General features: G+C 40.6%; 12 protein-coding genes. 1 reads left to right on the top strand and 11 read right to left on the bottom strand.

Annotation, left to right across the window (positions count from 1 at the left end; translation table 11 throughout):
• Window positions 1–10: 10 nt before the first annotated feature.
• The 9 genes from DXB43_RS11685 to argC all read right to left on the bottom strand — a co-directional run bounded on the left by DXB43_RS11685 (window position 11) and on the right by argC (window position 8,995).
• A complete protein-coding gene (locus DXB43_RS11685; RefSeq protein ID WP_117696977.1) occupies window positions 11–1,459 on the bottom strand; it encodes a sensor histidine kinase in 1,449 nt (482 codons plus the stop codon).
• 33 nt (window positions 1,460–1,492) lie between these two features.
• Window positions 1,493–2,182, bottom strand: coding sequence for a response regulator transcription factor (locus DXB43_RS11680; protein WP_022243097.1), 690 nt, complete (start codon window positions 2,180–2,182; stop codon window positions 1,493–1,495).
• Between the two features lie 8 nt (window positions 2,183–2,190).
• Complete coding sequence (locus DXB43_RS11675) at window positions 2,191–2,766, bottom strand: ComEA family DNA-binding protein (RefSeq protein WP_117947638.1); 576 nt, start codon at window positions 2,764–2,766, stop codon at window positions 2,191–2,193.
• Window positions 2,767–2,872: 106 nt separating this feature from the next.
• Window positions 2,873–4,018: a hypothetical protein gene (locus DXB43_RS11670; protein WP_117947637.1), complete on the bottom strand. Its 1,146-nt coding sequence runs from the start codon at window positions 4,016–4,018 to the stop codon at window positions 2,873–2,875.
• Between the two features lie 9 nt (window positions 4,019–4,027).
• A complete protein-coding gene (locus DXB43_RS11665) occupies window positions 4,028–5,221 on the bottom strand; it encodes an aspartate aminotransferase family protein (protein WP_117947636.1) in 1,194 nt (397 codons plus the stop codon).
• Window positions 5,214–6,113 carry an acetylglutamate kinase gene (argB, locus tag DXB43_RS11660; RefSeq protein WP_022243101.1) on the bottom strand — a complete coding sequence of 300 codons (900 nt, stop codon included), beginning with the start codon at window positions 6,111–6,113 and terminating at the stop codon, window positions 5,214–5,216. Before argB ends, DXB43_RS11665 begins: the two co-directional genes overlap by 8 nt.
• A gap of 65 nt (window positions 6,114–6,178) precedes the next feature.
• Window positions 6,179–7,402, bottom strand: coding sequence for a bifunctional glutamate N-acetyltransferase/amino-acid acetyltransferase ArgJ (argJ, locus tag DXB43_RS11655; RefSeq protein WP_117947635.1), 1,224 nt, complete (start codon window positions 7,400–7,402; stop codon window positions 6,179–6,181).
• Between the two features lie 63 nt (window positions 7,403–7,465).
• Complete coding sequence (locus tag DXB43_RS11650; protein ID WP_117696967.1) at window positions 7,466–7,927, bottom strand: GNAT family N-acetyltransferase; 462 nt, start codon at window positions 7,925–7,927, stop codon at window positions 7,466–7,468.
• A gap of 12 nt (window positions 7,928–7,939) precedes the next feature.
• Window positions 7,940–8,995 (bottom strand): N-acetyl-gamma-glutamyl-phosphate reductase, encoded by a 1,056-nt coding sequence (argC, locus tag DXB43_RS11645; protein ID WP_117947660.1) that lies wholly within the window; start codon window positions 8,993–8,995, stop codon window positions 7,940–7,942.
• A gap of 315 nt (window positions 8,996–9,310) precedes the next feature.
• On the opposite strand from argC, the gene DXB43_RS11640 reads away from it, so the two are divergent.
• Window positions 9,311–10,537, top strand: a complete 1,227-nt coding sequence (locus DXB43_RS11640) for an argininosuccinate synthase (RefSeq protein WP_022243105.1) — start codon at window positions 9,311–9,313, stop codon at window positions 10,535–10,537.
• Between the two features lie 70 nt (window positions 10,538–10,607).
• Here the strand turns inward: DXB43_RS11640 and pdxR are convergent, their stop codons facing one another.
• Window positions 10,608–12,017: a MocR-like pyridoxine biosynthesis transcription factor PdxR gene (gene pdxR, locus DXB43_RS11635; RefSeq protein WP_117947634.1), complete on the bottom strand. Its 1,410-nt coding sequence runs from the start codon at window positions 12,015–12,017 to the stop codon at window positions 10,608–10,610.
• A gap of 12 nt (window positions 12,018–12,029) precedes the next feature.
• Complete coding sequence (locus DXB43_RS11630) at window positions 12,030–12,881, bottom strand: DUF2225 domain-containing protein (RefSeq protein WP_117947633.1); 852 nt, start codon at window positions 12,879–12,881, stop codon at window positions 12,030–12,032.
• Window positions 12,882–12,891 lie beyond the last annotated feature (10 nt).

Here is a 12,891-nt window from a genome sequence, read left to right as displayed (position 1 = left end):
GCCAGACCTCCTAGGCAATGTAATTCAGCGGAATCCGCACAGTAAAGAGCGTTCCCTCACCCTCTGTACTAAATACCTTAATTGCACCACGGTGCATTAATATTGCATTTCTTGTAATGGCAAGTCCAAGTCCGGTTCCACCTATTTCTCTGGAATGGGACTTGTCTACGCGATAGAATCTTTCATAAATATGCTCTAAGGAATCCTCCGGAATACCGATGCCGGAATCCTCTACCTTAAGATAGAAATACTGATAATCTGCATTCAGGGACACATGTACCCAACCGTCTTCCTTATTGTATTTGATTGCATTTTCCACCAGATTGGTAATGGCAAGCGTCAGCTTTACCTCATCAATTTCTGCTGTAACAGGCCGGAAACTTTCCAACACCAGATCTACATGCTGTTTTTCCGCAATCGGTTTTAATCTCTTTAAAATTAAATCCAGCATCTCATTGATGTTAACTGACGTGATATTCAAATCTGATGCAGACTTGTCCATCTTAACCAGCGAGAGCAAATCATTAATAATTTTATTTTCACGTTCAATTTCATTTCCAATGTCTAACATAAATTCACGATACAGTTCTACCGGAACATCTTCCTGTCCATTCAGTGAGTCTGCCAGTACCTTCATAGAAGTAAGCGGTGTTTTCAGCTCATGGGACACATTGGACACAAATTCCTGTCTGGAGTCATCCAGCATCTTCATTCTGCTATAAAGTTTATTAAATTTTTCCGAAATCTGAACTGTTTCAGAATAATCCTTAATCATCAGCTCCCCATCACTGGTTCCATATCCATTCTGAATCTCAGCAATAGAGGATGCCATATTCTTCAACGGGTTTGTCAGACGAACGGATAAAAATACGCTGACTGCAAACAGAAAAACTGCCCCGAAAATCTGAAGCACTAATGCAGCATTTCTCATATATTCCAGATTGGCAAGAATACTATCTGTCGAAACACTGATAAGAAGCACTCCGATAATACTCTTCTCCCCTGACTCTACGTTATCTGTAGTCAGCGGAATCGTCATTTCCACATAATGATTATCCACATCATAATTCATAGAATCCTCACCGCGGAATGACTTTATGACTTCTTCTGAAATAATTGTTTTATCGGTATCCAGATCATAAGTATCTTTTATAATATGAAAAGAAGAATCTATCACAAGAATTCTTCCATCATAAACACGTGACATCTGCTGCAGCTGTGAAGTGATGCTTTCCGACTCCGCTCCATTGATATAATCTGTGGAGACCATCTGGTTTGCAAGAATCTTTGCCTGACCAATTACATCTACACTCCGGTTAGAAACCGCATGTTTCTCATACGCAGTTAAAATTCCGGTCCGGATTAAAATTCCGGTCAAAATACCAATCAGCATAAAAAGACAAATCAGCCGGAATTTCATGCTTTTCAAAAAATTGCGAATACCTTTTTTTCTATTCATAAGTCTGTACCTTCATCCTCTGCTATATCGCTGTTATTTCTGATAGAAATAACCTACACCCCATTTCGTATGCACATATTTTGGCTCACTCGGATTCGGTTCAATCTTCTCACGCAGTCTACGCACATGAACATCCACCGTTCTGACATCGCCCGGATATTCATAACCCCATACCAGATTCAGCAGATTCTCACGGCTGTATACCTTATTCGGATTCATAACAAGAAGCTCTAACAAGTCAAATTCCTTGGCTGTCAGATTAATCTCTCTTCCCTGGACAAACAGTCTGCGGCTCTCACAGTCTAATTTTAAATCGCCGCTCTCTATCACTTTGGAATTTTCTTCCTTCGGTTCACTGGCAGCAGTTCTTCGCATAATTGCTTTGATTCTGGCTTTCACCTCAAGAATATTAAACGGCTTGGTGATATAATCATCTGCACCATATTCCAGTCCTAAGATTTTATCCATATCATCGCCTTTTGCTGTCAGCATGACGATTGGCATATTAGAAAACTCCCGGATTGCCTGACACACTTCAAATCCATCCATCTTCGGAAGCATGATATCCAGTAAAATCATATCAAACTTATTCTCCTGTGCCAGATGCAGTGCCTCTTCACCATCATACGCACAGGTTACTTCCATTCCATCCTGTTCCAATGAAAAACGGATTCCTTTCACTATTAATTTTTCGTCGTCCACAACCAGAACTTTTTTTGCCATTTTACACCTCAGTTAACCATTATATTATCTTTTATTTTTTCAAAAACGCCATTTTTAATTCCGGGAATATTCATTAAATCTTCAATGGTCTGAAATGCGCCATTCTTTTCCCGGTAAGAAATAATTGTCTCAGCTTTTGATTCTCCAATTCCGGAAAGTGTCATAAGCTGTTCCTTTGATGCAGTATTCAGATTGATTCTGCCATCCTCCGGCTCTGCTGCCGAATCAGCACTCCCTGTCTGCTGCAAAAGGTAAGTTTCCTGATCCGGCACCTTTATCATCTGTCCGTCAACAACCGGTTCTGCCTGATTGAGTGCCTCTTTTGCTGCAGCATCCTTTAAACCTCCTGCCAGTTCTAATACATCGCAGATTCTGGCTCCATCTTCCACTTCATATACTCCCGGGTGCACTACCTCACCACAGACATATACATAACAAGAAGCCGGCGGGCATAAGACAGCTTCTGTAACCTCTTCACTCTCCATTTGCGTATCCGGCTCAAAATATACGGTATCTTCTTTTCCACATGCCGTATATATAATCCCACAATATAAAGCCAGAGCTAATAACCCGACTTTTTTCATCCGTATCACTCCCTTACATAAATTCTGTTATGCAAGAAAGTCCCCTAATGCTTACTGTTTTCTATTTTAACGAAAATTTGCCCTTTATACAAGTAGTATTTTCAAATTATTCCTGTGGCAGGCTTCCACCATTCCACAATGCCTTCATCTGCCTTGTAAATTCTGACCAGAACTCACCTGCATTTGCAGCATCCGGTACCAGCTGGCTGTTCTGATACTGCATAAAAGCTGCCTGTTCTGCTTCATCCCTGCTGGCACCTTCATCTGTAGAAATATGACCAGTCATTGCATGCAGGGTATCCACTTCTTCTTTTTCTATAAAAGCAGCAAAATCAGACGCCATATCTTTTTCCCCCGAAAATTCATTTACCAAAAGGATCCCCGTTCTGGCAACCCCCTGCATCGGTGTGGTATCGTCTAACATCGGCAGCCCGCAAACGCCATAATTTTCTGCTGTCATCTTATTTAAATCATCAGAATCAATGATTGCACACAAAGATGCTCCCTGATTAAAATTCTCCACCACCTGATTTCTGTCAATTTCATCCGTATCAATCCCCACAGTTTCTGAAAGGTTTTTAAAGAAAGTTAATTCATCATTATATTTTTCTCCATATGTCGTCAAAAGGGTATAGTCCGTCTCATTCCATTCCACTTCAGTCCCCACAAATGGATAATCATAAAATCCATCTGCCACATTCCATTCCAACAGATTTCCTACACCTTCTCCTAAAAGGTTATTCTGTCCATAGTCTAAAATTTCCGAAATACTCTCCGGTGCTTCCAGGAAATTCTCTTTCTGATATACCATCACCAGTGTATCAAAAAACAATGGGTATTCTTCTTCCGTTGCAACACCATATAAATACGCCTTGTCTTTTGCATCATTCCAGGCAAGATACAAATCCGGATAGTCTTCTTCCGTCATCGTTGCATCATAAATCTGTTCAAGATAAGATTCCTCATCTACATAACGGATTCCCACTGCGATACCGGTTTTGGCATAATAATCCACTGCACACTGTTCAAAATAATTCCTGCAGTCTGCATCGCTGTACCAAAAGGATAGCTCCTTTTGTGCTGCTTCATATGCTTCTTTTGTTTCCTGCTCAGATGTTATCTGCTCTTTTCTGTCTGTTTTTAACTCTGTTTTCCCTGTTTCTTTGCTGCTGTAAAAAGCAGCCGCTGACAGCAGGATAACTCCCACTGCCAGCGTTGTTGTTTCTATGATTTCCTTTGTTTTCTTTTTCATATACCCTGCCTACATACGATCCAGTACGTTTTTCAGTTTCGTTATCATTTCATCCACATGCTCTTTTTCAATCACAAGTGGCGGCACCATACGGATTACATCTGCGCCGGCTGTTATAATAATTAAACCTTCTTTTAATGCTTCTGCTGCGATGGTTCCAACTGGTTTTGTGCTTACAAGCCCCTGCATCAGTCCCATACCACGGCGGGCTGTAATAAAATCATATTCTTCTACCAGCTTATCCAGTTCGCTTTCCAGATAAACTGCGATTTCTTTTACATGGTCTGTAAGCTTTAATTCTTCAAATAAGTCCATTACCTTACTGACCGCTGCTCCGACAAACGGATTACCTCCATATGTGGTTCCATGGTCACCCGGTGCCAAGGATTTCTCTGCCACACGTTCTGTCATGGCAAAAGCTCCTACCGGCACTCCACAGCCCAATGCCTTGGCACTGGTCATAATATCCGGTTTGATTCCATAATGCTGCCATGCAAACATTTCTCCGGTTCTTCCCATTCCACACTGGATTTCATCTAAAATAAGAAGAATATCTTTCTCTTTGCAGAGTGCTGAAATCTCTTTCATAAAGGATTCCTCTGCCGGATAAATTCCACCCTCTCCCTGCACGGTTTCAAAGATAATGGCACATGTTTTTTCTGTTACCTGAGCTTTTACACTTTCAACATCATTAAAATCAGCAAATTTCACACCACCGCAGAGTGGCTCAAACGGTTCTCTGTAATGGGCATTTCCGGTTACAGATAATGCACCCAGGGTTCTTCCATGGAAGGAATGGTTCATGGCTATAATCTCATGGTCTGCATGACCATCTCTGGTATAGGCATATTTTTTTGCTGCCTTAATTGCTCCCTCAATGGCTTCTGCTCCACTGTTGGTGAAGAAAACCCTGTCCATTTTGGAAACTTTTAAGAATTTCTCTGCAGCTTCCATAATCGGGACATTATAATAAAGATTTGAAGTATGTGTAATTTTATCAATCTGGTCTTTTAATGCCTGCTTATACGCTTCATTGCTGTATCCTAACGCTTCTACTGCAATACCTGCCGCAAAATCAAGATACTTCTTTCCATCGGTATCATAAAGATATACGCCCTCACCATGATCTAATACCAGAGGGAAACGATTATAAGTATGTAATAATGCTTTATCTTCACAATCCATATATTCCTGTTTATTCATGATAAAACTTTTCCTCCGCATCTCCTAAAATTGCTGTTCCGATTCCTCGGTTTGTAAAGATTTCCAGTAACAGACAATGTGCAATTCTACCATCTAAGATATGTACTCTGGACACACCATTTTCAATGGCATCGATACAGTTATTTAATTTTGGAAGCATTCCGCCGCCAATATAACCATCTTCAATCAGCTTGTGTGCATCTGAAATCTTAAGTTCGGAAATCAGTGTAGATTTATCATCCGGATCTTTGTATACACCTTCAATATCTGTAAGAAATGCAAGTTTTTCTGCCTGTACGGCACGGGCAATTGCACACGCTGCATCGTCTGCATTGATATTGTAAGTATCATAATTATCATCAAGACCTACCGGGCAGATAATCGGCAGGAAATCTTTTTCGAGAAGATCATATAAAATCTTTGGATTTACTTCCTTAACTTCACCCACATACCCGATATCCTGTCCATTGGATAATTTCTTATTTACCTTCAGCAGTCCACCATCTTTACCGCTGATACCTACTGCGTTCACGCCAAGCTTTTCTACCATCTGAACCAGTGATTTATTGACTTTTCCAAGAACCATCTCTGCAATTTCCATGGTAGGTGCATCGGTTTTACGAAGTCCATTGATAAATTCCGGCTCCATTCCGGCTTTTGCAACCCATTTGCTGATTTCCTTACCGCCACCATGAACGATAATCGGTTTGAAACCAACCAGTTTTAAAAGAGTTACATCCTGGATAACGCTCTGCTTTAACTCTTCATCTACCATTGCACTTCCGCCGTATTTTACTACGATAATTTTGCGGTTGAAACGCTGGATATATGGCAATGCCTCAATTAATACCTCAGCTTTTTTCAATATTTCCTGCATACTGTTTTCTTCCATCTGACCAATCCTCTTTCCTTTTCTTAAAAAATCTTTTTTCATATATTTTTTCAATCAAATCTTTTTTAAGAACGATAATCTGCATTTATTTTAATATAATCATAGGTCAAATCACAGCCCCATGCTGTTGCACAGGCTTCACCCATCTTCATATCTGCAATGGCAGTTACTTCTTTTTCAGATAAAATCTTAGTTGCCTCTTCCTCGGAATAATCTACGGCAACACCATCTTTGATAATCATCAGCTTGCCGGCTGCACTTTCAAAGTAAAGGTCAACCTGCTCCGGATCAAATTCCACGCCGGAATAGCCCAATGCACATAGGATTCTTCCCCAGTTAGCATCATGTCCAAAGATTGCAGCCTTGGTAAGGCTTGATGTTACTACGGATTTGCTTAAGATAACCGCATCTTCTTTGGATGCCGCATGCACTACTTTTACTTCAAATAAAGCAGTTGCGCCTTCGCCATCTCCTGCCATCATCTTAGCCAGTGCTTCATTGACATAATAAAGTGCTTCACAGAATATTTCGTAATCTTCATTCTTCTCTTTGATTTTTTCATTGCCTGCAAGGCCATTTGCCAGTACCAGGCAGGTGTCGTTGGTGGAAGTATCTCCATCTACGGAAATCATGTTATAAGTATCTGTTACGGTACTGCTCAGTGCTTCCTGCAACATTTCTTTTGAAATTGCCGCATCTGTTGTGATAAAGCTTAACATGGTACACATATTCGGATGAATCATGCCAGAGCCTTTACACATTCCACCGATGGTAACCTTCTTACCGGAAAGCTCTACCTCCACTGCAGCCTCTTTCTCATGGGTATCTGTTGTCATAATGGCAAGTGCTGCATTATGTCCACTAGTTAAATCACCACTTAATTTTTTACTCATCTGTTCCACACCGGCACAGATACGGTCAATCGGAAGCTGCTTTCCAATTACTCCTGTGGATGCCACAAGAACTGCATCCTCCGGAATATCCATTAACTCTGAAGTTTTCTTTGCGGTATCTTTGCAATATCCTAATCCTTCTGTTCCGGTACATGCATTGGCAATTCCGGCATTTACTACAACTGCCTGTGCAAATGCACTGTTCTTTACAATGTCCTTATCCCATTTTACCGGTGCTGCCTTTACGACATTCGTGGTAAATGTTCCGGCAACTGCACATGGCTCTGTGGAATAAATCATTGCCATATCTGTTCTGTCTTTATACTTAATACCTGCTGCTGTGGATGCAGCCTGAAAACCTTCTGCTGCGGTAACGCCGCCTTCTACTTTTTTCATAATATGCCTCCTGTCCTGCTTTCCTCTGTCTTTTATCTTAAGCTGTCTGCTTTCCAAATTTATTTATGGATTAAATACAGTTACATTTTCTGGATTCAAATCAAATTCATAATAATTCATATCCTTCCGGAATGTCCAGCCCATATTCTTCCAGAATCCATTGCCCAGCTCATTACTGGTAAATGCCACCAGATTTACTTTGTTGATGCCCTCTTTTTTCAATGCTTCCATTGCCATCATTGCCATTGCTTTTCCAATACCATGTTTCCGGTAATCCTCATGGACGCATACATGATAAAAGCATCCTCTTCTTCCATCCTGTCCGCAAAGAATAGCTCCTACGATTTTTCCATCCATACATGCCACAATACTGGTGTCCGGATTTCTTCGGATAAAACGTTTCACATTTTCTTCCGAATCATCAATGCTCCGGATACCAAATCCGTGAATACTCATCCAGAGTGCATGGACTTCATTAAAATCGTCTTCTTTCATTGTTCTTAATATATATGTAGCTTCTGCCATATTCTCTCCTGCTTACGGGAACATCGGTACCAGTTCGAGACCTTCCGATTCCTTTAATCCAAATAATAAATTCATATTCTGAACCGCCTGACCGGCTGCTCCTTTTACCAGATTATCCAGCGCACCCATCATAATCACTCTTCCGGTACGCTCATCTACTACAAAGTTCACATCTACATAGTTGCTTCCTTCTACCCATTTGGTTTCCGGGCACACACCATCCTCTAATACCCTGACGAATTTCTCGTTCTTATAATATTTTTCATAAGCTGCACGAATCTCTTCTTTGGATGGATAACTTCCGTCTGCTTTCTTTACCAGTGATGCGTACTCTGTTGCTAAGATACCACGGTTCATCGGAACAAGATGTGGTGTAAAGCTGATGGTAATCTCTTTTCCGGCTGCATAACCTAACTGTTCTTCAATTTCCGGTGTGTGTCTGTGGGTTGCCACGCCATATGCCTTCATATTTTCATTTACTTCACAGAACAGATTATTGACCTTTGCTCCACGTCCTGCACCGGAAGTACCGCTCTTTGCATCCACAATCAATGTATTGGCATCAATCAGTCCCTCTTTTACCAACGGATATGCGGTTAAAATAGAACATGTGGTATAGCATCCCGGGTTGGCTACCAGTCTTGCATTTTTCACCTTTTCACGATTGATTTCGCAAAGTCCGTAAACGGCTTCTTCAATAAACTGTGGACTCTTATGCTCAATTTTATACCATTTTTCATAAGTAGCCACATCTTTAATACGGTAATCTGCGCTCAAATCAATTACCTTTGTCTCGGATAAAATCTTCTCATTCAATACAGAGCCAAGGAAACCCTGCGGTGTTGCTGTAAAGATAACATCTACCTGCTTTGCCAGCTCTTCTATATTATCATCGAGACAGGTATCCTCTACGATTTCAAACATATTACGATAAACATCTGCATACTTCTTATCTATATAACTTCTGGAGCCATACCACTTAATCTCTACGGAAGGATGTCTCATAAGAATCCTTACCAGTTCTGCTCCTGCATATCCGGTTGCTCCGATAATTCCTGCTTTAATCATTTTTACATCTTCTTTCTTCTTAAGATTATGGCACACACGAAATCTGCATGCCATTTACAGTGCATAATTATACATTCGTTTTATACATTATGCAAGTATTATTTTCTGTTTTCACGCTTTTTCAGTTAATTTGTGATTCTATAAGTCTTCTTTTATTAATATATTATCCGTTTTTTATACATAAATATGTACCCTTTGTATATAATTATGCATTTTTATAAGTATATTATGTATATTTTTTCGCTTGCGTATTTAATTTTTTTGTTGTATATTAGTCCTAGTTAAAAAACATCTGAAGAAAGGATACCTATTATTATGAAAGAAAAAGTTGTTTTAGCGTACTCTGGTGGACTTGATACAACCGCTATCATCCCATGGTTAAAAGAAAATTATGATTATGAAGTAATCTGCTGCTGCGTTGACTGCGGACAGGGTGAAGAGCTGGATGGTCTTGATGAAAGAGCAAAATTATCCGGTGCAACCAAATTATATATTGAAGATATTACAGATGAATTCTGTGATGACTATATTGTTCCATGTGTTCAGGCAGATGCCGTATATGAGAACAAATATCTCTTAGGAACTTCTATGGCTCGTCCTGGTATTGCCAAGAAATTAGTTGAAATTGCACGAAAAGAAAATGCTGTTGCTATCTGCCACGGTGCAACCGGTAAGGGAAATGACCAGATTCGTTTCGAGCTTTCTATCAAAGCACTTGCTCCTGATATTAAAATTATTGCTCCTTGGCGTGATGACAAATGGAAAATGGATTCCCGTGAATCCGAAATTGAATACTGCAAAGCACATGGCATTCATCTTCCATTCTCTACTGACCAGAGCTACAGCCGTGACCGTAACTTATGGCACATCAGCCACGAAGGTCTTGAGTTAGAGGATCCTGCAAATGAGCCAAACTATGACCACCTTTTAGTTCTTGGTGTTTCTCCGGAAAAAGCTCCGGATGAGGGTGAATACGTAACCATGACCTTTGAAAAAGGTGTTCCTACTGCTGTTAATGGAAAGAAAATGAAAGTTTCCGATATCATCCGTGAATTAAACCGTTTAGGCGGCAAACATGGAATTGGTATCATCGATATCGTAGAAAACCGTGTTGTTGGTATGAAATCCCGTGGTGTATATGAAACTCCTGGCGGAACTATCCTGATGGAAGCACATCGTCAGTTAGAGGAACTCGTATTAGACCGTGCTACTATGGATGTAAAAAAAGATATGGGCAATCGTATGGCTCAGATTGTTTACGAAGGAAAATGGTTCACACCTTTACGTGAAGCAGTTCAGGCATTCGTTGAGTCTACCCAGGAATATGTAACCGGTGAAGTAAAATTCAAGCTCTACAAAGGAAACATCATCAAAGCCGGAACAACTTCTCCATACTCTCTCTACAGTGAGTCACTGGCAAGCTTTACAACCGGAGACCTTTATGATCACCATGATGCAGATGGATTCATCACACTGTTTGGTCTTCCATTAAAAGTTCGTGCTATGAAAATGCAGGAATTAGAAAAAAATAACCAGAAATAGAATTTTCTAACGCAATATAGAATGTAAAAAAGGCATTACATTCGACAGCCGCCGATATGTAATGTCTTTTTTATTTATCCAGAATCTCTCTTAATACAGCAAGACCCTGTTCCATTTCATCTTCTGTCAGATTACCATATCCAAGCACCAGTGTCGGAACTTTCTTTTCCTTTGGCCTTTGAATCACATATTCACCCAGTCCATGAATTTCAATATGCTGCTCTCTCGCCTGCTCTACCACTTCTTCTTCCTTCCACGTCACATCCAGTTCTACCAATACATGCAGGCCGGCATTATCACCGTAAATGCGGCAGACCCAGTCTTCCTGCTTTAAAAGACGCATAAAAGTATCATGCTTATTCTTATAGTTATTACGCATACGGTTCAGATGCCGTTCAAAATGCCCTTCTTCCATAAAATGGCACAATACTTCCTGACTGTTCCGCGGCACCGTACAGGCATAGAAACCACAGGAACTGTGGTACCGCTCCATCAGGGAATGGGGCAGTACCATAAAACTGATTCGAAGAGAAGGTGCAATACTTTTTGAAAAAGTTCCTATATAAATCACATGCTCTCCGGTATCATTTCCCCACAAAGCCGGAATCGGCTTTCCTTTATAACGGAACTCACTATCGTGGTCATCTTCTATGATATAACGTTCTTCTCCTTCAGACGCCCACTGTAAAAGTTCCAGCCTTCTTCGCAGCGGCATGACATTTCCCAACGGGAACTGATGGGATGGCATGACATAAACCATATCCGGATTTTCTTTCCGGATAGCCTCCATACAAATTCCATCTTCATCAATTTCTTCTGCCAGCACCCGATATCCCATATTACAGAAAGTATAATATGCCTGCAAATAAGTATAATTCTCCATTGCCACTTTCTTATCCCGCCCCATAATCTGAGCTAACAATAACAGAAGATACTCATTACCGGCACCAAGAAGAATCTGTTTTTCATCGCAGACTACCCCTCTCGCCTGATAGAGATAGCGGCTGATTGCCGTTCTAAGATTCAGTTCTCCCTTTGGATTTCCCGAAAGCAATAAATCCGGGTTATCCTCCGGCACTACACTCTTATGCATCCGATACCATATTCCATAGGGAAAATGCTTCCGGTCAATCTCATATGGAGAAAAACTGATTTCATACTGCTTTTTCTGCCGCTCCATGAGTCTTCCCTCTTCTGGCTTTTCCTGTCCACGGCTCAGCTGATACAGCATGCTGATATCGCATACAAAATAGCCTGCACAGGGTTTTGGTTCAATATAACCCTCTGCTGTAAGCTGTTCATATGCCAGTTCCACGGTACTCCTGCTGATTTGCAGATTTTTGGCCATAAAACGAGTAGACGGTAATTTTTCCCCCGGGGAAATCTTACCGTCTGCTATATCCTTACGAATATATTCGTAAATCTGCTCATAAAGTGCGTGTGGAGAATCCGGCTGTAAATCAATCCACAATTCCTTCATCCCGTTATCCACCTATCGGTTTTTCTTAAGCTCTTTTAAAATAATTTCTTTTAATTCCAAGGATTTATCCTTAATCTTACGATTTGCACTTGCGGAACTCAAAACACGGCTTAAGCATTTTGATGTTATATCATACTGCTTATAATGGAATGCCATATTTGCAAGAAGATAATCCATAGTACTCTGATCCATTCCACAAATCGGGAACATCTCTGTACTTACTGCCTTCATCATGCCATCATAGGCCTCTTTATAGAAAGATTCCTCTTCCTGTCTGCAGGCTGCTGCCTCTTCTTTTTTACCGGCAGTCTCTAATTCCTCTGCTTTGGTGCGAAGCAACCATGCAAGAATCAGACAGTTATATGCTTTTTCACTGGTTCTCGCTTTCTTTACCATCGAATTAAACAGGGATAACTTATGCATTTCAATTGCCTTATCATAATCCCATGTTGCATCGTCAGATGGTGCCTGCGGATGAAAATTCCGGCTAATCTGTTCCTTAATCAATTTAATCTGACCCATGGTAATATGTTCAAAATAACGATTCAGTGAAGTATATCCGCAATTCGGGCAGGATGCCACATCATATTTCAAAGAATCCACATACTGCTGTCTCGGTCTCAAATCTGCATCCGGCTCCAATCGCTTCACCTTACCGGCTTTTACCATTTTCGTCTTAAATTCTTTATCACATACCGGGCAGCGCACGGTCTTATCTAAAAGGAAATCCTCTTCCTTTGGCTGTACTACAGCTGTTTCTACTTTTTCTTTTGTTTTCTTTTCTGCTACTTTCTCATCGGCATAAAGGTCTGCACTGTCAGTTGCCTTTATTCCGAATTTTTCCAATCCAGAAAATAAATTCATATCTATTCCT

The sequence above is a fragment of the Roseburia sp. OM04-10BH genome, assembly GCF_003462605.1.
Taxonomy (GTDB): Bacteria; Bacillota; Clostridia; order Lachnospirales; family Lachnospiraceae; genus Roseburia_C; species Roseburia_C amylophila.
This window is presented reverse-complemented; position numbering and strand designations above follow the sequence as displayed.